17 protein-coding genes and 1 pseudogene are annotated in these 22,336 nt (G+C 62.0%); 6 read left to right on the top strand and 12 right to left on the bottom strand.

Features of this window, described 5'->3' with window-relative positions; all coding sequences use genetic code 11:
* Positions 1–55: 55 nt before the first annotated feature.
* The 8 genes from PQQ51_RS08205 to PQQ51_RS08170 all read right to left on the bottom strand — a co-directional run bounded on the left by PQQ51_RS08205 (position 56) and on the right by PQQ51_RS08170 (position 10,006).
* The gene (locus PQQ51_RS08205; RefSeq protein ID WP_408496264.1) at positions 56–823 is read right to left on the bottom strand and encodes an amino acid ABC transporter ATP-binding protein; all 768 of its coding nucleotides are present in this window, start codon (positions 821–823) and stop codon (positions 56–58) included.
* Positions 823–1,500, bottom strand: a complete 678-nt coding sequence (locus PQQ51_RS08200) for an amino acid ABC transporter permease (protein WP_408496263.1) — start codon at positions 1,498–1,500, stop codon at positions 823–825. The genes PQQ51_RS08205 and PQQ51_RS08200 overlap by 1 nt, the downstream gene beginning before the upstream one ends.
* 22 nt (positions 1,501–1,522) lie before the next feature.
* Complete coding sequence (locus PQQ51_RS08195) at positions 1,523–2,305, bottom strand: amino acid ABC transporter substrate-binding protein (protein WP_408496262.1); 783 nt, start codon at positions 2,303–2,305, stop codon at positions 1,523–1,525.
* Positions 2,306–2,675: 370 nt separating this feature from the next.
* Complete coding sequence (gene hydA / locus PQQ51_RS08190; protein WP_408496261.1) at positions 2,676–4,127, bottom strand: dihydropyrimidinase; 1,452 nt, start codon at positions 4,125–4,127, stop codon at positions 2,676–2,678.
* A 65-nt stretch (positions 4,128–4,192) separates the two neighbouring features.
* Positions 4,193–5,704: an NCS1 family nucleobase:cation symporter-1 gene (locus PQQ51_RS08185; RefSeq protein ID WP_408496260.1), complete on the bottom strand. Its 1,512-nt coding sequence runs from the start codon at positions 5,702–5,704 to the stop codon at positions 4,193–4,195.
* Positions 5,705–5,819: 115 nt separating this feature from the next.
* Positions 5,820–7,163 carry an NAD-dependent dihydropyrimidine dehydrogenase subunit PreA gene (gene preA / locus PQQ51_RS08180; protein ID WP_408496259.1) on the bottom strand — a complete coding sequence of 448 codons (1,344 nt, stop codon included), beginning with the start codon at positions 7,161–7,163 and terminating at the stop codon, positions 5,820–5,822.
* A 73-nt stretch (positions 7,164–7,236) separates the two neighbouring features.
* Complete coding sequence (locus tag PQQ51_RS08175; RefSeq protein WP_408496258.1) at positions 7,237–8,586, bottom strand: NAD(P)-dependent oxidoreductase; 1,350 nt, start codon at positions 8,584–8,586, stop codon at positions 7,237–7,239.
* Positions 8,587–8,725: 139 nt separating this feature from the next.
* Positions 8,726–10,006, bottom strand: coding sequence for a Zn-dependent hydrolase (locus tag PQQ51_RS08170; RefSeq protein ID WP_408496257.1), 1,281 nt, complete (start codon positions 10,004–10,006; stop codon positions 8,726–8,728).
* A 302-nt stretch (positions 10,007–10,308) separates the two neighbouring features.
* Between PQQ51_RS08170 and PQQ51_RS08165 the strand changes: the two genes are divergently transcribed.
* A complete protein-coding gene (locus PQQ51_RS08165; RefSeq protein WP_408496346.1) occupies positions 10,309–11,061 on the top strand; it encodes a TetR/AcrR family transcriptional regulator in 753 nt (250 codons plus the stop codon).
* 91 nt (positions 11,062–11,152) lie between these two features.
* Here PQQ51_RS08165 and boxA read toward each other — a convergent pair whose 3' ends face one another.
* The 4 genes from boxA to PQQ51_RS08145 form a co-directional block, all read right to left on the bottom strand.
* Positions 11,153–12,397 carry a benzoyl-CoA 2,3-epoxidase subunit BoxA gene (gene boxA / locus PQQ51_RS08160; protein ID WP_408496256.1) on the bottom strand — a complete coding sequence of 415 codons (1,245 nt, stop codon included), beginning with the start codon at positions 12,395–12,397 and terminating at the stop codon, positions 11,153–11,155.
* Between the two features lie 70 nt (positions 12,398–12,467).
* Positions 12,468–13,895, bottom strand: coding sequence for a benzoyl-CoA 2,3-epoxidase subunit BoxB (gene boxB, locus PQQ51_RS08155; RefSeq protein ID WP_408496255.1), 1,428 nt, complete (start codon positions 13,893–13,895; stop codon positions 12,468–12,470).
* Between the two features lie 91 nt (positions 13,896–13,986).
* Complete coding sequence (gene boxC, locus PQQ51_RS08150; RefSeq protein WP_408496254.1) at positions 13,987–15,657, bottom strand: 2,3-epoxybenzoyl-CoA dihydrolase; 1,671 nt, start codon at positions 15,655–15,657, stop codon at positions 13,987–13,989.
* A 116-nt stretch (positions 15,658–15,773) separates the two neighbouring features.
* Positions 15,774–16,766, bottom strand: a complete 993-nt coding sequence (locus PQQ51_RS08145) for a helix-turn-helix transcriptional regulator (RefSeq protein ID WP_408496253.1) — start codon at positions 16,764–16,766, stop codon at positions 15,774–15,776.
* A gap of 122 nt (positions 16,767–16,888) precedes the next feature.
* Here PQQ51_RS08145 and PQQ51_RS08140 point away from each other — a divergent pair.
* From PQQ51_RS08140 to PQQ51_RS08120, 5 genes and pseudogenes are all read left to right on the top strand, one after another.
* Positions 16,889–16,996, top strand: a pseudogene (locus PQQ51_RS08140) (4-hydroxylaminobenzoate lyase); the annotation flags it as partial.
* A 66-nt stretch (positions 16,997–17,062) separates the two neighbouring features.
* Positions 17,063–18,679, top strand: a complete 1,617-nt coding sequence (locus PQQ51_RS08135) for a benzoate-CoA ligase family protein (protein ID WP_408496252.1) — start codon at positions 17,063–17,065, stop codon at positions 18,677–18,679.
* On the top strand, positions 18,664–19,494 hold the full coding sequence (locus PQQ51_RS08130) for an alpha/beta fold hydrolase (RefSeq protein WP_408496251.1): 831 nt from the start codon (positions 18,664–18,666) through the stop codon (positions 19,492–19,494). The genes PQQ51_RS08135 and PQQ51_RS08130 overlap by 16 nt, the downstream gene beginning before the upstream one ends.
* A gap of 197 nt (positions 19,495–19,691) precedes the next feature.
* Positions 19,692–20,030: a hypothetical protein gene (locus PQQ51_RS08125; RefSeq protein ID WP_408496250.1), complete on the top strand. Its 339-nt coding sequence runs from the start codon at positions 19,692–19,694 to the stop codon at positions 20,028–20,030.
* 81 nt (positions 20,031–20,111) lie between these two features.
* Complete coding sequence (locus PQQ51_RS08120) at positions 20,112–22,223, top strand: phosphocholine-specific phospholipase C (protein ID WP_408496249.1); 2,112 nt, start codon at positions 20,112–20,114, stop codon at positions 22,221–22,223.
* Positions 22,224–22,336: the final 113 nt, after the last annotated feature.

Raw genomic sequence — 22,336 nt, 5'->3', positions numbered from 1 at the left:
GGCCCTGCAAGTCTGCGACTTGCAGGGCCATTTGTATTTCTCGCTGTTCTCTTTTTTAGTTTGTCCAGCTTTCTGGCAGGCTGTGCGTAAGCGTCGAGACGAATTGCGCCGTCTCCGCTTCGCGTGGTGTCATGAAGACGTCTTTCGAAGGGCCCGACTCTACAATTACCCCATTCTTCAAAAAGACTACGTCTCGGGCGATCGTTGCCGCTAGCCGCAAATCGTGGGTCGCCATCAGCATCGTCATGCCTTCATTCGCCAATTGCTTCAGGACGTCCACTACCTCGGCGGCCAAGCCAGGGTCGAGTGCCGATGTCGGTTCGTCGCACAGCAGGACTTCAGGAGACGGGGCCAACGCTCGTGCAATCGCTACTCGCTGTTGTTGCCCGCCAGATAGTGTCGATGGCCAGGCGTCCGCCTTTTGAGCAATGCCTACTTTCTCCAGTAGTTCGTCTGCACGCGCTGCCGCTCTTTCCTTGTTCCACTTCTGTACTGTTAACAATCCTTCCATTACGTTCTGTCGTACCGTCAAATGTGGAAACAACTGGAAGTTCTGGAATACCATGCCCGTGCGGCGGCGTATCGTCAGCACCGTCTCGCGCAATGGCTTACGCTCACGGCTGAATTCCAGGCGTTGATCACCCAGTTCAAGAGAACCCGACTCCGGAATCTCCAGCAGATTTACGCAGCGCAGCAATGTACTTTTGCCGCTCCCCGATGGGCCGATCAGTGCAGTGACGTTGCCGGTCGCGAGCTGCAAATCGACCGAGCTCAACACCCGGTTCTCGCCGAAGTACTTGTCGATTTTTTCCAGTCGAATCATCAGTTGCCTGCCTGGAAAAGTGCATGCCGCCCAAACTTGCGCTCGAGTCTCACCTGCGCCGACGACAACACCGAACTGAACACCAGGTACACCAGCGCCGCTTCCGTGTACAGAATCAACGGTTCGTAGGTCACCGACGCAATCCGTTGCGCCGCCTGAAACACCTCAGGCACGGTCAGCACCGCCGCGAGCGATGTGTCCTTCACCAGCGCAATGAACGAGTTCGACAGCGGCGGCAACGCGACTCGCGCCGCCTGCGGCAGAATCGCGCGACGCAGCGCCTGCTCGCGCGTCATTCCCATCGAATACGCGGCCTCCCACTGCCCCTTCGGAATCGATTCGATCACGCCACGAATCACCTCGGAGTTGTACGCACCGACGTTCAGCGAAAAGCCGATGATCGCCGCAGTCAACGGATCGAGCACGATGCCGACATTCGGCAAGCCATAGAAGATCACGAATAGTTGCACCAGCAACGGCGATCCGCGAAACAGCCACACGTAAAAACGTACGATCGCTATCGCCCACTTCGGTCCGAACAAACGGACCAGCGCGACAACGAACGCCAACGCAATGCCGATCGCGAACGACGCCAGCGTAAGCGGCACAGTAAAAACAAGCCCCGCATACAGCAGGGGCCACAACGACTGCGCCATCAAGTGCAACCATGCCGGCATGATTCAGACTCGCAGTTGACGCTTATTGGGAAACGTCTTTACCAAAGTACTTCTGCGAAATCTTCGCGTAAGTGCCGTCTTTCTTGATGTCGGCCAACGCCTTGTCGATCGCCGCGACCAGTTCCGGATTGCCCTTGCGCACCAGCACCGCGGATTTGTCGCTGCTGTCAGCCGACGTATCGATCGCGGCAATCTTCACCTTCGCATCCGGCTTGTGCTTCTTGAAGTCGAGGAACGACAGCGAATCGTTGACCGTCGCGTCGACTCGGCCCGACGTCAACAGGTCGATCGACTCGTTGAAGCCCTGCACCGGGATCACGTTCGCGCCGTGCGCGGCCGCGATCTTGCCGAAGTTGCTGGTCAACGTATTCGCCGACTTCTTGCCTTTCAGGTCGTCGAACGTCTTCAGCGTGTTGTTGTCCGACGCGACGATCAACGCCGCGTGCGACGTAATGTACGGCTCCGAGAAATCGTACTTCACCTTGCGTGCGTCGGTGATCGCGACTTCATTGATCACCGCGTCGTAGCGGTTCACGTCGAGACCGGCGATCAGACCGTCCCATTTGCCCTCGACGAATTGCGGCTTCACGCCGAGCCGTTGCGCAATCGCGGTGCCGATCTCGACGTCGAAGCCAGTCAGCTTGCCGGATTCGTCGTGGTACGTGAACGGTGCATAGGTGCCTTCCGTGCCGATCTTCAACACGCCGGCCGATTTGATCTGCGCGAGTTCGTCGGCGGCAAATGCCGGGCTCAGGGTCACCGCTTGCAGCAGTGCGATCAGCAGAATGGAACGAATCGACTTCATGAGGTGGCTCCGTAATGTTTGCGACGTCGGATTGCTGGGAGTATCTGTTCTTCGGCGCCGGCCGGCACTTTTGGCCAGGCAGAGTGGGCGGACTGTAACAAACGAGCCGCCTTTTTACAAAGGATCAGCTTTCCGATCAATATGCGCGTTCATGCTAAGTGGACAGCCGAAGCATCCGGTAACGCATTAAAACCGACTTTATAGCAGATGCCACAAGGACGCGGCATGCATCGCATCACGGAAGCGCGCCGGATACCATCGGGGAAAACACGGGAGGAAACCGCCGCGCGAAGAATGCGCAGGGCTCAAAGGACAGAGAAGGCAGGCGGACGGGCGACACCAGAGCGCCCGCCGCGCACTGCAAACGGCTTTACCGCTCCACCGGATGCGGTTCTTTCAATTTGTTGGCCACGCGGATCGCGTCGAAGTAGGCGGGGTTCGGCGGTCGCTTCAGATAACGCCCCGCGCCGCGCACCGCACGCAATTCGCCATCGGTCCACGCGAGCGCGCCGCGCGTGAGCGTATGCATCGCCACGCCCTGCACCGTCATCCCTTCGAAGACGTTGAAGTCGACCTTCTGATGATGCGTGTTCACCGAGATCGTGCGGCTCGCTTGCGGGTCCCACACGACGAGATCGGCATCCGCGCCAACCTGCACCGCCCCCTTGCGCGGATACAGATTGAAGATCTGCGCGGCATTGGTCGACGTGATCTTCACGAATTCGTTCGGCGTCAGACGTCCGGAGTTCACGCCGTGATGCCACAGAACGGCCATGCGATCCTCCACTCCGCCGCAGCCGTTCGGGATCTTCGTGAAGTCTTCGCGCCCCATCGCTTTCTGCGACGCGCAGAACACGCAGTGATCGGTCGCGGTGGTATGCAACTGCCCCGCCTGCAAGCCGCGCCACAGCGCCTCGCGATGCTCGGCGGAACGGAACGGCGGGCTCATCACGTGCGCCGCCGCTCGCGTCCAGTCAGGATCGCGATACACCGCTTCGTCGATCACCAGATGACCCGGCAGCACTTCGCCGAATACCCGCAGGCCTTCGCTGCGCGCACGCGCGATCGCGTCGACCGCATCTTTCGCCGATACGTGCACGATATACACCGGCACGCCGAGCACCTGCGCAATACGGATCGCGCGATTGGCGGCCTCGCCCTCCACTTCGGGCGGCCGCGACAACGGATGCGCCTCGGGACCCGTGAAGCCTTTAGCGAGCAACTGCCGCTGCAACTGGAACACCAGTTCGCCGTTTTCCGCATGCACGGTCGGCAACGCGCCGAGTTCGAGCGAACGCGAGAAGCTGTTCACGAGGACTTCGTCGTCGGCCATGATCGCGTTCTTGTAGGCCATGAAGTGCTTGAAACTCGACACCCCGTGTTCATGTACGAGCGTGCCCATGTCGCGATACACGGAATCGTCCCACCACGTCACCGCGACGTGGAAGCCGTAATCCGCCGACGCTTTCTCCGCCCAGCCGCGCCATTCCCTGAACGCCTCCATCAGCGGCTGCTTCGGACTCGGGATCACGAAGTCGATGATGCTGGTCGTACCGCCCGACAAACCAGCGGCGGTGCCCGTATAGAAATCGTCGCTCGCGGTGGTGCCCATGAACGGCAATTCCATGTGCGTGTGCGGATCGATGCCGCCGGGCATCACATACTGGCCGCCCGCGTCGACGAGCGTCGCGCCCGCGGGCGCCTCGAGGTCCACGCCGATCTGCAGGATCGTGCCGCCATCCTGCGGGTCCGCGCACAATACGTCCGCGCGATACGTGTTCTCCGCGTCGATAATCGTGCCGCCGCGAATCAGGGTCGTCATGGTGCCGCCTCCTTGTGAACTGCTGGTTTCGGTGCTGCGTACGACTTGCGCGACGTGCTTCGAGCTCAGGCGCTCGCCACGCTCGCGCTCGTTCCTTTGCTCAACTTCATCCACGCGCTGTATACGATCGACGCCAACGCGAGACCGACAAACCACGCATACGTATAGAGCGTATTGAAGATCGCGGGCACATTCGGGAACGACGCGGGAAACGCGGTGTGCAGAAAGCCCGGCAGATTCGGCAGCACGCCGATTACCAGTGCGACCACCGCGCCGATATTCCAGCCGCCGGTATAGCTGTACTCGCCGTGCTCGTCGAACAGTTCGCGCGGATCGAGGCGTGTGCCGCGAATCAGGAAGTAATCGACCATCAGAATGCCGGCCACCGGACCGAGCAGCGCCGAGTAGCCGACCAGCCACGTGAAGATATAGCCCTGCGTGGTGGCGAGAATCTTCCACGGCATCATCACGATCGCGATGGTCGCGGTAATCATGCCGCCGATGCGATACGAAATGCCCTTCGGCCACAGGCTCGAAAAATCATAAGCGGGACCGACAAGATTCGCCGCGAGATTGCAGCACATCGTATCGAGCGTGAGGATGATCAGCGCGAGACCCACACCGATGCCGGTCATGCGGCTCGTCAGATCGATCGGGTCCCAGATCGCCTTGCCGTAGATCACCACGGTCGCCGACGTCACCACCACCGAGATCACGGAGAGCAAGGCCATCGGCACTGGCAAGCCGATCGACTGCCCAATGATCTGATCGCGCTGCGTTTTTGCAAAGCGCGTGAAATCCGGAATGTTCAATGCGAGCGTCGCCCAGAACCCGACCATCGCGGTGAGGCCGGGCCAGAACGTCGCCCAGAACATCCCCTCCTTCTTGCCGCCCGGCACGAATTGCGACGGCGCCGACAGCATCGAGCCGAGACCGCCCGCTTTCGACGTCGCCCACCACACGAGCGCGATACACATCACGATCTTGATCGGCGCGGACCAGCTTTCGAGCCAGCGGATCGAATCGGTGCCGTGCACGATGAAGTAGATCTGCAATGCCCAGAACGCGAGGAAACACGCGAGTTGGGCGAGCGAGATGTCGAGAAACGGCAGTACCGCGCCATGCAGCGCGTTGCCGGTCAGGATGTTCAGCAACGTGTAGATCGCGCTGCCGCCGAGCCACGTCTGAATGCCGTACCAGCCGCACGCGACGATCGCACGCAGCATCGCCGGCAATTTCGCGCCCTGCACGCCGAACGAGGAGCGCACGAGCACCGCATACGGAATGCCGTGCTTCGCGCCCGCGTGGCCGATCAGCAGCATCGGCACCAGCACGATCAGGTTGCCGAGCAGCACGGTCGCCACCGCCTGCCACGGCGACATGCCCTCTTCCGTCAAGCCGGCGGCGAGCATGTAAGACGCGATATTCATCACCATGCCGACCCACAGCGCGGCGAAGTGATACCACCGCCACGTGCGCTGCGCGACGCCGGTCGGTGCAAGGTCGTCGTTGTAAAGACTGCTGCTCTGCGCGCCGGCCATGGACTGCGGATCGACGGGTTGCGCTGTCTGCTTCATCGAAAGATCTCCACTTGATCGTTGAAACCCGCGCGGCTTCTTCCGGCGCGTCGGGCCTTGGGGACAACACAGGTTCATTCAGCCCAGGCGCTTTTCCATTTGCGTTGGGCGTTTTTCAGGCCGCTTTCGCCGTGTGCCCATGCGCATGGGCCGACGCCTCGGCAGTTTCAGCCGCGCCCGCTGTTTCACTTTCACCCGCATTCACGCGCGACGGATTGTTCGGATGCGTGGTCCAGTTTGCGTACCCACCCTGGTCCACGCGCTCCATCGAGATGCACTGCTCGACCGGACACACATGCATGCACAGATTGCAGCCCACACATTCGGAGTCCATCACTTCAAAATGCCGGACGCCATCTTTTTCTTTCATGATCGCCTGGTGAGCGGTGTCTTCGCAGGCGATATGACACAGGCCGCACTGAATGCACTTGTCCTGATCGATGCGCGCCTTGATGTCGTATTTGAGGTTCAGGTACTTCCAGTCGGTGACGTTCGGCACCGCGCGGCCGCGAATGTCGTCGAGCGTCGCGTAGCCTTTCTCGTCCATCCAGTTCGACAAACCATCGGCAAGATCGGAGACGATCCGGAAGCCGTAGTGCATCGCCGCCGTGCAAACCTGCACGCTGCCCGCGCCCAGCACCATGAATTCGGCGGCATCGCGCCACGTCGAAATGCCACCGATGCCGGAGATCGGCAGATTCGGCGTTTCCACGTCGCGCGCGATTTCGGCGACCATGTTCAGCGCGATCGGCTTCACTGCCGGACCGCAGTAGCCGCCGTGCGTGCCTTTCCCGTCGACCATCGGCAGCGGCGACATCGCGTCGAGATCCACCGCGACGATCGAGTTGATCGTGTTGATCAGCGACACGCCGTCCGCGCCGCCCTTGAATGCCGCGCGCGAGCCGAGCCGGATGTCGCTGATGTTCGGCGTGAGCTTCACGAGACACGGCAGCTTCGTGCCCTCCTTGACCCAGCGCGTGACCATCTCCACGTACTCGGGCACCTGGCCCACCGCCGCGCCCATGCCGCGCTCACTCATTCCGTGCGGGCAACCGAAATTCAACTCGACCGCATCGGCGCCGGTGTCTTCGACGAGCGGCAGGATCCATTTCCAGTCGCGTTCGTTGCACGGCACCATCAGCGAGACGATCATCGCGCGGTCCGGCCAGTCGCGTTTGACTTGAGCGATTTCCTTCAGGTTGACGTCGAGCGGACGGTCGGTAATCAGTTCGATGTTGTTCAACCCGGCGATCCGCTGGCCGTTCCATTGCACCGCACCGTAGCGCGAACTCACGTTCACCACGTGCGGGTCGAGGCCGAGCGTCTTCCACACGACGCCGCCCCAGCCCGCTTCGAATGCGCGGTTCACGTTATAGGCTTTGTCGGTCGGCGGCGCGGAGGCGAGCCAGAAAGGATTCGGCGAGGTAATGCCGGCAATCGTACAACGCAAATCGGCCATGTTCGGCTCCTTGGGGACTGCTGATTTTTATCTGGTGTACTGCATGTTTTTTAGGGCACGTGACGCGTTACGCTCACGCCGCCCTGGCGGCGGTGCGGGCAAACTGCGCGTCGATTGCGGCGGCGGCGAGCTTGCCGTCCTGCACCGCCTGCACCGTCAGATCGATTCCGCCGGTCGCCGCGCAATCGCCGCCGGCCCATACGCCCGCCAGCGACGTTTGTCCGTTCGCATCGACTTCGATCCGCGTGCCGTCGAGCGTCAGCAATTCGCGTTCGATGCCCACCGGCACCAACGTTTGCCCAATCGCCTTCAGCACCATGTCGGCTTCGACCACGAAACGCTCCTGGCTTCCTTCACGCGATGTCCGTTCGAACTCGACGCCGATGACCGCGCCGTCCGCGCCGATCAGACGCATCGGCGTCGCGTGCGTAATCAGCGTGACGCCGTTGGTCTGCGCGAAGTCGCGCTCGGCCCACGTCGCGCTCATCGATTCGACACCGCGCCGGTACACCATCGTCACCGCTGTCGCGCCGAGCTTGTGGCTTTGTACCGCCGCGTCCACCGCGGTATTGCCGCCGCCGATCACGACGACACGCCGGCCAACGGCCACCGTGCCGAGATCCGCCGCGCTGCGGATCTGTTCGATGAAGTCGACGGCATTCGTCACGCCGCGCAGTTCTTCGCCTTCCATTGCCAGCGCTCTCACGCCGGTGAGACCGATCGCGAGAAAGACGGCATCGTGCGTGTTGCGCAACTCGTCGAGGCTGACGTCCTGGCCTAACGCGACGCCGTGTTTGATCTCGATGCCGCCGACCGAGCACAACCACGCCACCTCGCGCTGCGCGAAGTCGTCGACGGTCTTATAGGCGGCGATTCCATACTCGTTCAGACCGCCCGCTTTCGGATGCGCGTCGTACACGGTCACGCGATGTCCCGCCAACGCCAGCCGATGTGCGCACGCGAGTCCGGCCGGCCCCGCGCCGACCACCGCGACATGCCGCCCGGTGTCCGCCGCGCGTTTGAACAACGCTTCGCCGCGCGCCATCGCCCAATCGGTTGCATGGCGTTGCAGCGCACCGATCGCGACCGGCTTCGCGTCCTGATGGTTGCGCACGCAAGCGCCCTCGCAAAGAATCTCCGTCGGACAAACGCGCGCGCACATGCCGCCAAGCGGATTCGCCGACAGGATGTCGAGCGCCGCGCCTTTCAGATTGCCGTTGCCGATCTTGCGAATGAAACTCGGAATATCGATTTGCGTGGGACACGCATTCACGCAGGGCGCGTCGTAACAGTAGTGACAGCGACTCGCCGCTGCGGCCGCGGCGCTTGCGTCGAGCAGCGGCGCGATGTCGGCGAACTCGCACGAGAGCTGTTCGGGCGACAGCCGCTGGGCGGCAATGTCGCCGGTTTGTTTGATGGCCATAACGCATTCCTTCTTCGATGTGAGGACGTAGCCGTTCCCGCCGGTTGCGCTGAAGCGGAACCGGGACGGCTTGTTTTATAGGTACTGCGGTGAAGCGGGTGAAGCGACCTTTAGCGCCGCTGCCGGAATGCAGTAAGTGTCATGAGACCGGCTCGCATGCGCGTCCGAGCATTGCGTGCAGCAACACGTTCGCGCCCGCTTCGATCCATTCGAAGGTCGCGTCCTCGATCTCGTTGTGGCTGATCCCATCGACGCACGGCACGAACACCATCGAAGTCGGTGCAACCTGAGACAGATAGCACGCGTCGTGTCCCGCGCCGGAGACCATGTTGCGATGCGGATAGCCGAAACGTTCGGCCGCGGCGCGCACGGAGTTCACGCACGCTTCGTCGAAAGCGACCGGCGCGTAATAGAAAATCTGTTCGAGCTCAGTCTCGAGACCGATGCCGCCCGCGATCTCCGCCACGCCTTTGCGCAGTGCGTCGTCCATTTTCGCCAGCACCGCGTCGTCGGGATGACGGAAGTCGACGGTGAAAAATACGCGGCCCGGAATCACGTTGCGTGAGTTCGGATAGACCTGCATCATGCCGACCGTCGCGCAACCGAACGGCGCGTTGTCGAGCCCGATGCGATTGACCAGATCGACCACGCGAGCGGCGCCGAGCAGCGCGTCGCGACGGCGCGGCATCGGCGTCGGACCTGCATGCGCCTCCTGCCCTGTCAGGGTGATTTCGTACCAGCGTTGACCTTGCGCATCGGTCACCACGCCGATGGTCTTCTGCTCGGCTTCGAGAATCGGGCCTTGCTCAATATGCAATTCGAACGCCGCGTGCAACGGGCGGCCGCCACATGGCAAATCGCCCGCATAGCCGATGCGCTCGAGCTCTTCACCGATCGTCTTACCGTCCACGTCCTTACGCGAAAGGCCGTATTCCAGCGTGAAAACGCCGGCGAATACGCCGGAGGCCACCATCGCAGGCGCGAAACGCGAGCCCTCTTCATTGGTCCAGATCACCACTTCGACCGGATGCTCGGTCTCGATACCGTGATCGTTCAGACTGCGGATCACTTCGAGGCCGCCGAGCACGCCGTAGATACCGTCGAAGCGGCCGCCGGTCGGTTGCGAGTCCGCGTGCGAACCGGTCATGACCGGCAACGCGTCCGGGTTGCGTCCCGCGCGGCGCATGAACACATTGCCCATCCGATCGACGCTGACCGTGCAACCTGCCTGCTTCGCCCAACTAACTATAAGGTCGCGGCCTTCCTTGTCCAGATCGGTCAGTGCGAGGCGGCACACACCGCCTTTGGGCGTCGCGCCGATTTTTGCCATCGTCATCAGGCTGTCCCACAGGCGCCGGCCGTCGACCTTGATCGACGTAGTGGGCTCAGCGCTTTTCAGTGCTTCGGATACCGCATTCATTCGTCTCGCTCCTTTCGGTGAATCGACATGAAACTGGTGCATCGGCGGCGGTTTTTGGGGCGTGTCCGCACGGCGGCGGTGCACACTCGATGCGCTGGATCGTCTCCTGTGGAGAGGGCAAACCCTGGGGCATCGCCCGCTCTCCCAATCCTGTCCAGTTGGACAGGTTGTAGACGATTAAGCTCGCCAAATCAATGCCTTTCGTGCGCTGAGAAACATAGCGAGAAGCGTGCCATTGCAATGCAGCACGGTTTTTTTCAACGCGCCGATTGCGCGTGTCGATTGGCGCTCAAACGACTAGAATGAAGCGCGACGCGGCACACATGCCGATGAAGGCCAACATGAGAGACGACAACGTGGCTGCCGACATCACGGAAAACGACGAAACCCAAGTTCCTTTGCGGCGGCGCAAGGCGCACATTCGCGAGTCGAATGAAGCGCATCTGCTCGCGTGTGCGGAAGCGGTTTTCGCCGAGCGCGGCCTCGACGGCGCGAGTACTGCGATGATCGCGGAGCGTGCCGGCTTACCGAAAGCCAACTTGCATTACTACTTCCCGACAAAGCTCGCGCTTTACCGCCGCGTGCTCGAAGATCTGTTCGAAGACTGGCATCGCGCGGCTGATACGTTCGAGTGCAGCGACGATCCGGTCGAAGCGATCGGCGGCTATGTCCGCGCGAAAATGGAGTTGTCGCGCCGCCGGCCGCTCGGCTCGAAAGTGTGGGCAAGCGAAATCATTCATGGCGCCGGGCATATGGAAGACATTCTCACGGGCAGCGTGAAGCCGTGGCTCGAGAGCCGCGTGAAAGTGATCGACGAATGGATCGCGCGCGGCCTGCTTGCGCCGGTCAATGCACAAACGCTGATGTATATGATCTGGGCGACCACGCAGCACTACGCCGACTTCGATGCGCAGATTCGCGCGCTCAAGGGCAAACGGGCACTGACGCAGAAGGCGTTCGATGCGACCACGGAGGAGGTGGTGCAGTTGGTGATTCGGGCGTGTGGGGCGGTGTCGCCGGCGCAGCAAGAAAGCAGCGTCTCTGCGGCGCGATAAAAAAAGCTACGCTGCCTGGCTTGGCAGCGTAGCCGTTTGAAGTTCCATGATGCCCTGACTTCACGACAAGCCGAAACGCGCTTGACCCACGTCAATACGTCTCGAGATGCAAACGCCCTTCCCGCTTCAGCTTTGCCCACAGCGCATCCCAATCCAATTGATGCTGCTCGCCGATGTCCTTCAACGCCTGCAGCACGCCGTCTTCCATCCCTTTCAAACCGCACACGTAGATATGCGTGTTGTCGTCCTTGAGCATTTGAGCGACATCCACCGCGCGTTCACGCATCGCATCCTGCACATAACGTTTGGGCTGCCCGAGCGTGCGCGAAAACGCGAGGTTGGTATCGATGAAATCTTTCGGCAGATTCGTGAGCGGGCCGAAGTACGGTAGTTCCTCTTTCGTGCGTGCGCCGAAGAACAGCATCAGCTTGCCAGTTGCGCCTTTCAAACGACGACGCCGGCGATACTCGGTCATCGCGCGCATCGGCGCCGAACCCGTGCCGGTGCAGATCATCAGCAGATGCGAGTTCGGATGATTCGGCATCAGGAACGTACCGCCGAATGGGCCGATCACATTCACGACATCGCCCTTCTTCAGATCGCACAGGTAGTTCGAACACACGCCGTCGATCGTATCGCCGTGCTGTCGGCTCACGCGTTTGACGGTCAGCGAAACGTTGTTGTAGCCGGGCCGTTCGCCGTCGCGCGGACTGGCAATCGAGTACTGCCGCGCGTGATGCGAGCGGCCATCGCCGGTCGCGCCCGGCGGCAGAATGCCGATCGATTGCCCTTCCAGCACCGGAAACGGCATTGAACCAAAATCGAGCACGATATGATGAATGTCGCTTTCGGTCGAAGCATCGGTCAACCTGTAATTGCCGACGACCGTCGCCGTGGTCGGCTCCTTGTGCGTGTAGAGATTCACATACGGCTTGGCCGCGGACCACGGCGGCACTACCGAACCACGCACGGTATCCACGTCGATTCCGCTCGCGCCCGTCGGCGCATCGCCTGACGCATCGCCCGACGACGCGCTTTCATCAGCAGCCGGCACAGCCATCGTGTTCTGCTCGGGCAGTACGTCCCACGTGAATTGCTCGTCAACCGGATAGGCGTCGCTCTTCAACACGGTGCGCCAGTTATCGATCGCGCCGGTCGGACACGGCGGCACGCACGCCATGCAGCCGTTGCAGATCTCCGCCTTGACGACATAGTTGTTCCCGTCGTGTGTGATCGCATCGACCGGGCAAGTCTCTTCGCAGGTATTGCAGCGAATGCAGATTTCCGGATCGATCAGATGCTGCCTGAGAACTTCGATCGATACTGGAGCGTTCATGACTTCCTCCACCTTATATTCGAGCGAATACGACGCTGCCCTTCCACGCACTTCCGTACCCGAGTCAACCTCAATTGAAGCGCACGTACTCGAACTCCACCGGCTGACGATTCACACCCATCGCCGGCGGTGCAATCCAGTTCGCGAACTTGCCGGGCTCGGTCACGCGTCCCATCAGCGAGGCCACATACGCGCGGTCTTCCGGCGTCGCGAGCCATTTCGCTTCGTTAGCGGCCCATTCGGTTTCGCTGACCACACGGCCATCCGGCGACACGCGCGTGCCCGCGAACGTGCCGATCTGACGATTGAACGCTTTATGCGGTACCGTCATGCGGAAATCGATGCCGGCTTTTTCGAGCACCTTGTTCCAGCGTCCCACGCCCGCAACCGAATCCTTGATGTAGTCGTCGCGCAGGACCTCATTCATCGCGTTGAGCATCGGCACTTCACGCTCGACCAGCTTGCCGTCCTGCACGTCCAGCAGTTTGTAGCTCTGCCCGTTCAGTTGATGGTCGTCGTCGCGTTTGTTTTCTTCGTAGCGGCCTTTCAGACCCGAGCTATAGAACGTCGCCGCATTCGACGAATGATCCGCACCGAACAGATCGATCGTGACCGAGTAGTGGAAGTTCAGATAGCGCTGGATCGTCGGCAGATCGATCACGCCGGCCGCGCGAATCTTCGCGACGTCGTCGGTGCCGAGTTCGTTCATCACCTGCGCGGTACGTTGAATCACGCGCGACACACCGGATTCGCCGACGAACATGTGATGCGCTTCTTCGGTCAGCATGAACTTCGTGGTGCGAGCGAGCGGATCGAAGCCCGACTCCGCGAGCGCGGACAACTGGAACTTGCCGTCGCGGTCGGTGAAGTACGTGAACATGTAGAACGCGAGCCAGTCCGGCGTTTTCTCGTTGAACGCGCCGAGAATGCGCGGGTTGTCGTCGTCGCCCGAACGGCGGCCGAGCAGCGCTTCGGCTTCTTCACGGCCGTCGCGGCCGAAATAGCGATGCAGCAGGTACACCATCGCCCACAGATGCCGGCCTTCTTCGACGTTCACCTGAAACAGGTTGCGCAAGTCGTACATCGACGGCGCGGTCAAACCCAGATGCCGTTGCTGTTCGACCGAAGCCGGTTCCGTATCGCCCTGCGTGACGATGATGCGACGCAGATTCGCACGATGTTCGCCGGGCACGTCCTGCCAGGCGGCCTCGCCCTTGTGCTCGCCGAAATGGATCTTGCGGTCCGGCTCGCCGGGCGTGAGGAAAATGCCCCAGCGATAGTCCGGCATCTTCACGTGATCGAAATGCGCCCAGCCGCCCGCGTCGACGCTCACCGCGGTGCGCAGATATACGTCGTAGCCGTGCGAGCCTTCCGGGCCCATGTCGCCCCACCACGACAGAAAATTCGGCTGCCATTGTTCGAGCGCACGTTGCAGTGCGCGGTCGCCGGCGAGGTTCACATTGTTCGGAATCTTGTCGCTGTAGTTGATCGTTGACATGGTCGTTTTCCTGATCGGAGACAACAGTGCTTCGTATGGAATGACAGGCGTCGTATCGGTGCGGTGGGCATCGGCTTCGATGCCGTCGAGCTCACACCCGCGAGACGTCGAATTGCGCCTTGCTGCCCTTGCCATACACCTTCAGCGCGCCCTTCTCGCCTACCGCGTTCGGCCGGTTGAAAATCCAGTTCTGCCACGCGGTGAGACGGCCGAAGATGCGCGTCTCCATCGTCTCGGGACCGTTGAAGCGCAGATTCGCTTCGAGCCCGGTCAACGCATCCGGCGACATCGCCGCGCGTTCCTCGAGCGCGATGCGGACTTCGTCGGCCCAATCGATATCATCCGGCGACGCGGTCACGAGACCGAGACGCTCGGCTTCGACCGGCTTGACCGCTTGACCGATCTTCGAACGCACTGCATCGAGCGGCGCGGTTTCTTCATAGAAGCGCCGCGCCAGCCGCGATTGATGCGTGACCATCGGATACAGACCGAAGTTGACTTCCGACAGCGTGAGCGCCGGCTCTTCGTCCTCGTTGCTCGGCAGCGCGGCCATATACGTGCGATCGGCCGCGAATGCGAGTTCGGCGAATGTGCCGGCGAAACACGAACCCGGTTCGATCAGTGCGAACAGCGAGCGCGACGACACGTCGATACGCGCAAGCGTGCGGCGCAGCAGGCCGATGGTCTCGCGCACGAACCAGTGATCCTGGTGTTGCATCAGCGAGGCATCGGCGGCGAGCAGGTTGCGCGCATCGCCTTCGGTTTTGAAGAGCCACGTGCCGATCTCGAGTTCGTTGGTGCGCATCGACAGAATGGCGTCGTCGAGTTCGCGGGCGAATTGCAGCGGCCACCAGTTCGTGCCGGCCGCCACGATCGAATCGATATCCGCGGGGGGCACCGTTTGCGGCGCTTTGGCCGTGAACGTCGCGATACGCTTTGCGCGATCGATCGTGACGTCGAGCGTTTTATAGGTGAGGCCGTCATCGCGATCGGTGCGTTCGATACGCGTGAGCATTACGCCTTTCGCCTCGGCGGGACGGTCGCTTTGCTGCGCGAGTTCGAGCGCACGCGCCTGAATCGCCTGATCGAACTGGTTGGGTTTCACCACTTCATCCACCAGGCGCCATTCCTTCGCGCGTTCGCCGCGAATCCCTTCGACCACCGTGCAGAAGATATCGGCGCGATCGTGACGGACGCGGCGCTTGTCGGTAACGCGGGTCAGGCCGCCGGTACCCGGCAGCACGCCGAGCAGCGGCACTTCCGGCAGCGATACCGACGAAGAGCGGTCGTCCACCAGATAGATCTCGTCACAAGCCAGCGCGAGTTCATAACCGCCGCCGGCGCACGCGCCGTTCACGGCCGCGAGAAACTTGAGCCCCGAATGACGCGACGAATCTTCGAGACCGTTGCGCGTCTCGTTGGTGAACTTGCAGAAGTTGACCTTCCACGCGTGGCTCGACAACCCCAGCATGAAGATGTTGGCGCCCGAGCAGAACACGCGGTCCTTCAGACTCGTCAGCACGACCGTCCTGACCTCGGGATGCTCGAAGCGGACCCGTTGTATCGCGTCGTGCAGTTCGATGTCGACGCCGAGGTCGTATGAATTCAGCTTCAGCTTGTAGCCGTCGCGGATCCCGCCTTCCTCGGCGATATCGATACCGAGCGTCGCGACCGGGCCGTTGAAGCTCAGCTTCCAGTGTTTGTACTGCGAGGGATCGGTCCGGTAGTCGACCGGCGCAATAGCGGTTTCTGCTGTGGACATGGGGCGTCTCCTGACTGGACGAAGCAAAACTGTTTTTTGAACAATAGTGCATCGTCATACCCATGTAAAGCATTTTAATTCATGTTTTCTAGTAAACCCTGGCAGTGGACTGCATGTCAGCCTGCCCCCACCTCGTCCGGGGATTCCGCCGCCAGCCGTGCGGCAAGCCGGTCGCGCAGTTGCAGATAGGCGTCGGCCAAGGTTTTCTCGCTGGTGTCGAAACTCATGTCGGCACGTCCGTACAACTCGCCGCGGCCGGCCAGAATGCGCTTCAGGTCGTCCATCGCTTCCTTGTTGCCGGACATCGGCCGCAGATCGCCTTGCGCGACGACGCGGCGCATGTGCTCCTCCGGCGTGGCCTGCAACCACACGGTGAAACAGTGCGACAACAACGCATTGAAAGTGCCCGACTCGGACACGAGGCCGCCGGGCGATGCAATCACTGCCCGCTCATGCTCCCGAATCACAGCCTCGAGCGCGCGGTGTTCGTAGCGCCGATAAGCCGCCGCCCCGTACAGCGAATGAATCTCCGACGGCGGACAGCCCGCCATCTGCTCGATCACCCGCGTCAACTCGACGAACGGCACCTTGCGCTCCTGCGCGAGCATTCGTCCGAGCGTCGATTTGCCTGCGCCGCGCAGACCGATCAACGCGATCCGGTCCTTGCGATGCGGATCGCACGGCGCCTGCGCGAACATTTCGGCCAGTGCCACGCGCGCGCGTTGCAGCGCAGCCTGGTCGCGCCCGTGCAGCAGTTCGCGAATCAGCAGCCATTCGGCGGACGCGGTGGTTTCGTCGCCGATTACTTCGGCCAACGCACAATTGAGCGTGGTCGCAATCTGCCGCAGCACCAGCACCGACGCATTGCCCACGCCCGATTCCAGATTCGCCAGATGCCGCTCAGACAACCCTGTCTCGGTCGCCAGCGTCTTGCGCGTCATGCCGCGCCGCGCGCGCAGCAGACGTACGCGTTCGCCCATAGCGGTCAGAAACGGATCGCGCTCCTCGCGCTCACCGCTTCGTTCCGCTGCACGGTCAGGCAGGCCGGCGCGGTTGCCGTCGTCTTCGGCGGAATCGTCCAGTGGCGCGGGAGTGTAATTCTGGTTCATGTTTAAATGCCTCTTAACTTCTATACATGTACTATAGTGCTTGACACGCACCCAGTGAACGGTTAATTTTCGCCAAATATTGATCCAATAACAAACGCTGTCGAGATAATTCGGCGCGTATCGGAGACGGCATCGCGCATCGTCCGACTGTCGCGAACGGTCAGGCGCTGGTGCTGTATCTGCTGCCGCACGGCGCGATCGAATTCACTGTTGCCACGCCTTCTGCGTGAGCGCCGCCATGGCCGAACTTCTGCAGAACTGGACGCCGGACCGCCCCCACCCGCTGGAGGAGACATATGGAAGCCCTGCTGGAACCGGCTGCGAGTCAGCCCAACCCAACCGTCGAGCCGCCGCCTGCGCAATTCAATTTCGCGGCCTACCTGTTCGGCCTGAACGAAACACGCGCCGCCAAAACCGCGTATATCGACGACGCCTCCCGCACCTCATACGGCGAGCTCGAAGACCGCGCGCGCCGTTTCGCGAGCGCGCTGCGTACGCTCGGCGTGCATACGGAAGAACGCGTGCTGCTGGTGATGCTCGATACGATCGAGTTGCCGGTCGCGTTTCTCGGCGCACTGTATGCGGGCGTCGTGCCGGTCGTCGCGAATACGCTGTTGAGCGCCGCGGACTACGTGTACATGCTCACGCATAGCCACGCGCGGGCCGTGGTCGCATCCGGCGCGCTATTGCCGAACGTGACCGCAGCGATGGCTACGGCCGAACATGACGGTTGCCAGTTGATCGTCTCGCAGCCTCTGCCGGACGAGCGCTCAACAACGCACGTGCTCAAAGACCTCATCGACGCTGCGACACCCGCCGCGAAAAATGCCGCGACGGGCTGCGACGACATTGCGTTCTGGCTGTATTCGTCGGGCTCCACCGGCAAACCGAAGGGCACGGTCCACACGCACGCAAACCTCTACTGGACCGCCGAGCTTTACGCGAAGCCGATTCTCGGCATCGTCGAAAGCGATGTGGTGTTCTCGGCGGCCAAACTGTTCTTTGCATATGGTCTCGGCAACGGCCTCACGTTCCCGCTGTCAGTCGGCGCGACCGCTGTACTGATGGCGGAACGCCCCACCGCCGACGCGATTTTTACTCGCCTCGTGCGGCATCGTCCGACGATTTTCTACGGCGTGCCGACGCTCTACGCGAGCATGCTGGTGTCGCCCAATCTGCCGCCGCGCGCCGACGTCGCGATGCGCGTTTGCACGTCGGCCGGCGAAGCATTGCCGCGCGAAATCGGCGAACGTTTCACCGCGCATTTCGGCTGCGAGATTCTCGACGGAATCGGCTCGACCGAGATGCTGCACATCTTCCTGTCGAATCGCGCGGGCGCGGTCGAATACGGCACCACGGGCCGCCCGGTGCCAGGTTATGAAGTCGAGTTGCGCGACGAAGCGGGCCACGCGGTACCGGACGGCGAGGTCGGCGATCTGTACATCAAAGGACCCAGCGCCGCGCTCATGTACTGGAGCAATCGCGAGAAATCGCGTGCGACTTTTCTCGGCGAATGGATCCGCAGCGGCGACAAGTATTGCCGGCTCGCGAACGGCTGCTACGTTTATGCAGGCCGCAGCGACGACATGCTGAAGGTCAGCGGCCAGTATGTATCGCCGGTAGAAGTGGAGATGGTGCTCGTGCAGCACGATGCGGTACTCGAAGCGGCCGTGGTCGGCGTGGATCACGGCGGACTCGTGAAGACCCGTGCGTTCGTCGTGCTGAAACGCGAGTTCGCGCCGTCTAAGATACTCGTCGACGAACTGAAGGGCTTCGTCAAGGGAAGGCTCGCACCGCACAAGTACCCGCGCGATATCGTGTTCGTCGACGATTTGCCGAAAACCGCGACCGGCAAGATTCAACGCTTCAAATTGCGCGAACTGTCATCAGGTGATCCATGCAGAATCCCGTAAGCGCCGCGACGGCCAGCGGCTTCGCCGAACTTCCCGCCACCGCGACACGCGCGCCGTTGCGCATCGAATATTGCTGGGTGAACGATGCGGCGGCCCATGCGCCGATCGCGGTCTTTCTGCATGAAGGACTCGGTTCGATCGCCATGTGGCGCGACTGGCCGCAAAGCGTGTGCGAGCGACTCGGCATGCGCGGTCTCGTGTATTCGCGCCCCGGCTACGGACTCTCCACACCGCGCGGACACGGCGAAAAATGGCCGGTGGATTTCATGACGGCACAGGCGCGCGATGTGTTGCCCGCGCTGCTGGCTGCACTCGATATCGGTCTGGAAGAACGGCGCCGCATGTGGCTGATCGGCCACAGCGACGGCGGCTCGATCGCGTTGCTCTACGCGGCGCTGCATCCGGATGCGCTGGCGGGCGCGGTGGCGATCGCGCCGCACGTGTTCGTCGAAGACATCTCCGTGGCGAGCATCGCGCAGACCAGGCTGCTGTACGAGACCACGGATCTGCGCAGCAAGCTCAGCCGCTATCACGCCGACGTCGATTCCGCGTTCTATGGCTGGAACGATATCTGGCTCGCCCCCGCTTTCCGCGCGTGGACCATTGCCGCGGAACTGGCGTCGATCCGCCAACCACTGCTCGCAGTGCAAGGTCACGACGACAACTACGGCACGATGGCGCAGATCGACATCATCGGCGAACGGGTGCCGCAAGCCCGGCTGGTGAAACTCGACGCGTGCGCACACTCGCCGCATCGCGATGCGCCCGATGCGTTGAACGACGCGATTGCCGCGTTCGTCGCGGAGCACGCTTAAGCCAGCGTCGTTCACCGACGAGAGGTCGCAAGCCTGGAGCGACTTCGGCCGGCACTTACTTTTTCCTTACTTTCCATTCGTCTCCATTCCTCACCGTCTATTCACAAAAGTTACACGGGTCACCGATTATTCTCCTGCATCGCTGACTTGGGCATCTGAATGCCCAGGCGCTTTTCCCCCGTGCCGGAGATCTCGCCATGTTCATCGTGTCGAAGCGAACTGCTGCCTCGCAGCGCAAACGTTTGGCAGGCGTGCTGTTCGCCGTGTCGCTCTGCGCATCGATCGGCGCGTGCAGTGACGACGACGGCCAGAAACCCGACGCCAACGCGACCACCTCGGCCGACGGCGCGCAGGACAACAACGCAACCGCTGCTTTATCCGCGAACCCGTCGGTAACGAACACGACGCCAGCACCATCGGCAACACCCGATCTCACGATTCAATCCCCTGCATTACCCGCATCGGGCACCGACGCCGCGCTGTCCGCCGCTGCATCGACGCCGCTCGCCACACCTGTCATCCATACCGTTGATTGAGTTCCGCGCCCCATCCGATGCGCGGCACGAGGCCGTGCGCCGGATGGTTCGTTCCTTCGCCGAAGATCGAAAGCCCAAACCATGACTTCAAACAATCGCCGTGATTTTCTACGTTCCGCCGCTTCCGCGGCCGGTTCCTTCACCGCCTTGAGCATGCTGCCGGCCGGCATCCGCAACGCGCTCGCCATTCCGGCCAACAACCGGACCGGCACCATTCGCGACGTCGAACACATCGTCGTGCTGATGCAGGAAAACCGCTCGTTCGACCATTACTTCGGCACGCTCAAGGGCGTACGCGGTTTCGGCGACACGCGCGTGACCACGTTGCCGGGCGGCAAACCGGTGTGGTATCAGCCGCTCGCCGCGGACCTCGGTTATGTGCTGCCGTTCCGCCCGAGCGCACCGAACCTCGGCCTGCAATTCCTGCAGGATCTCGCGCACGACTGGGGCAGCACGCACGCCGCGTGGAACGGCGGCCGCTACGATCAATGGGTGCCGGCCAAGGGCACCACGACGATGGCCTACCTCACGCGCGAAGACATTCCGTTCCACTACCAGCTCGCCGACGCGTTCACGATCTGCGACGCCTATCATTCGTCGCTGATGGGTCCGACCGACCCGAACCGCTACTACATGTGGACCGGCTGGGTCGGCAACGACGGCAGCGGCGGCGGCCCGGTGATCGATAACGCGGAACTCGGCTACGGCTGGTCGACGTATCCGGAAGTACTGCAAAACGCGGGCATTTCGTGGAAGATCTACCAGGACATCGGCACCGGTCTCAACGCGAACGGCGGCTGGGGCTGGGGGCAAAACCCGTACATCGGCAACTACGGCGACAACTCGCTGCTCTACTTCAACCAGTATCGCAACGCGCAGCCGGGCAACCCGCTGTACGACAACGCCCGCACGGGCACCAACGCCGCTGCCGGCGACGGTTACTTCGACATCCTCAAGCGCGACGTACAGAACAACGCGCTGCCGCAAGTGTCGTGGATCGTCGCGCCGGAAGCGTATTCCGAGCACCCTAACTGGCCGACCAACTACGGCGCGTGGTACATCGATCAGGTGCTGCAGATTCTCACGTCGAATCCCGACGTGTGGAGCAAGACGGTGCTGCTGATCAACTACGACGAAAACGACGGCTTCTTCGATCACATCGTGCCGCCGTTCGCGCCGGCCACGAGTGCGAACGGTCTGTCGACGGTCGACACCAGCAACGAAAACTACGCCGGCGATGCGAACAATCAGGCCGGCCCGTACGGCCTCGGTCCGCGCGTGCCGATGCTGGTGGTCTCGCCGTGGTCGAAGGGCGGTTATGTGTGTTCGGAGCTGTTCGACCATACGTCCGTGATCCGTTTCATCGAACAGCGTTTCGGCGAACAGCACAACCTCGGCGAATCGAACATCTCGCCGTGGCGTCGCGCGGTGTGCGGCGATCTGATGTCGGCATTCAACTTCAGCAATCCCAACGACACGTTCCCGACGCTGCCGAGCACGGCCGGTTACGTGCCGCCCGATCAGAACCGTCATCCGGACTATGTGCCGACGCCGCCGCTCGTGCAGTCGGTGCCGAAGCAGGAACCGGGAGTGCGCCCCGCGCGCGCACTGCCGTACGAGCTATTCGTGCGGATTCACGGCGAAGGCGGCAACAACACGGTGACGATGCGCTTCGTGAACACGGGCCGCCGTGCCGCGGTGTTTCTCGTCTACGCGGCGAACAGCGCCGACGCGCCGCGCACTTATACGGTCGAAGCCGGCAAGCGTCTGCAAGACCAGTTCCCGTTGAATGCGGACGGCACCTACGACTACACCGTGTACGGCCCGAACGGTTTCCTGCGCCGCTTCGCGGGCAAGCCGGTTGCGCGCACCTGGTGGCATGGCGGCGATATCGCGCGGCCGGAAGTGGCCGAAGGGTATGACGTCGCGAACGCCAACCTGCAATTGCGTCTGGAGAACGTGGGCAGCGCGCGCTGCCAGTTCACGATCGTCAATGCGTACGACGCGAGCAACGTCATCAAGCAATCGGTGCGCGGCGGCGATACCGATCAGTTGTATCTCGATCTGCGCAATGCGCACGGCTGGTACGACCTCGCGATCACGGTCGATACGGATCCGACGTTCGTGCGCCGCTTTGCCGGCCACGTCGAGAACGGTAAGGTCAGCATGAGCGATCCGGCATTGGGCGGTTAATTTATTCGCTCACGCTGCTGCTTGCTTGCGGGAAACGGAAACGGTCGCTGCTTTTTTGGCAGCGACCGTTTTTTTATGGCGCTTCAGACGGATATCGGCGCACAGGATGTGCC

Origin of the sequence: Paraburkholderia xenovorans, from assembly GCF_046030735.1 — a bacterium.
Lineage (GTDB): Bacteria > Pseudomonadota > Gammaproteobacteria > Burkholderiales > Burkholderiaceae > Paraburkholderia > Paraburkholderia xenovorans_A.
Note: the sequence above shows the minus strand (reverse complement) of the source record. Positions and strands in the feature narration are given on the sequence as shown.

Excerpts from the sequence above, each read along its gene's own strand:
- PQQ51_RS08205 (WP_408496264.1), bottom strand. The coding sequence starts at position 823 with ATGATTCGACTGGAAAAAATCGACAAGTACTTCGGCGAGAACCGGGTG.
- PQQ51_RS08200 (WP_408496263.1), bottom strand. The coding sequence starts at position 1,500 with ATGCCGGCATGGTTGCACTTGATGGCGCAGTCGTTGTGGCCCCTGCTG.
- PQQ51_RS08195 (WP_408496262.1), bottom strand. The coding sequence starts at position 2,305 with ATGAAGTCGATTCGTTCCATTCTGCTGATCGCACTGCTGCAAGCGGTG.
- hydA (WP_408496261.1), bottom strand. The coding sequence starts at position 4,127 with ATGACGACCCTGATTCGCGGCGGCACGATTATCGACGCGGAGAACACG.
- PQQ51_RS08185 (WP_408496260.1), bottom strand. The coding sequence starts at position 5,704 with ATGAAGCAGACAGCGCAACCCGTCGATCCGCAGTCCATGGCCGGCGCG.
- preA (WP_408496259.1), bottom strand. The coding sequence starts at position 7,163 with ATGGCCGATTTGCGTTGTACGATTGCCGGCATTACCTCGCCGAATCCT.
- PQQ51_RS08175 (WP_408496258.1), bottom strand. The coding sequence starts at position 8,586 with ATGGCCATCAAACAAACCGGCGACATTGCCGCCCAGCGGCTGTCGCCC.
- PQQ51_RS08170 (WP_408496257.1), bottom strand. The coding sequence starts at position 10,006 with ATGAATGCGGTATCCGAAGCACTGAAAAGCGCTGAGCCCACTACGTCG.
- PQQ51_RS08165 (WP_408496346.1), top strand. The coding sequence starts at position 10,309 with ATGAAGCGCGACGCGGCACACATGCCGATGAAGGCCAACATGAGAGAC.
- boxA (WP_408496256.1), bottom strand. The coding sequence starts at position 12,397 with ATGAACGCTCCAGTATCGATCGAAGTTCTCAGGCAGCATCTGATCGAT.
- boxB (WP_408496255.1), bottom strand. The coding sequence starts at position 13,895 with ATGTCAACGATCAACTACAGCGACAAGATTCCGAACAATGTGAACCTC.
- boxC (WP_408496254.1), bottom strand. The coding sequence starts at position 15,657 with ATGTCCACAGCAGAAACCGCTATTGCGCCGGTCGACTACCGGACCGAT.
- PQQ51_RS08145 (WP_408496253.1), bottom strand. The coding sequence starts at position 16,766 with ATGAACCAGAATTACACTCCCGCGCCACTGGACGATTCCGCCGAAGAC.
- PQQ51_RS08135 (WP_408496252.1), top strand. The coding sequence starts at position 17,063 with ATGGAAGCCCTGCTGGAACCGGCTGCGAGTCAGCCCAACCCAACCGTC.
- PQQ51_RS08130 (WP_408496251.1), top strand. The coding sequence starts at position 18,664 with ATGCAGAATCCCGTAAGCGCCGCGACGGCCAGCGGCTTCGCCGAACTT.
- PQQ51_RS08125 (WP_408496250.1), top strand. The coding sequence starts at position 19,692 with ATGTTCATCGTGTCGAAGCGAACTGCTGCCTCGCAGCGCAAACGTTTG.
- PQQ51_RS08120 (WP_408496249.1), top strand. The coding sequence starts at position 20,112 with ATGACTTCAAACAATCGCCGTGATTTTCTACGTTCCGCCGCTTCCGCG.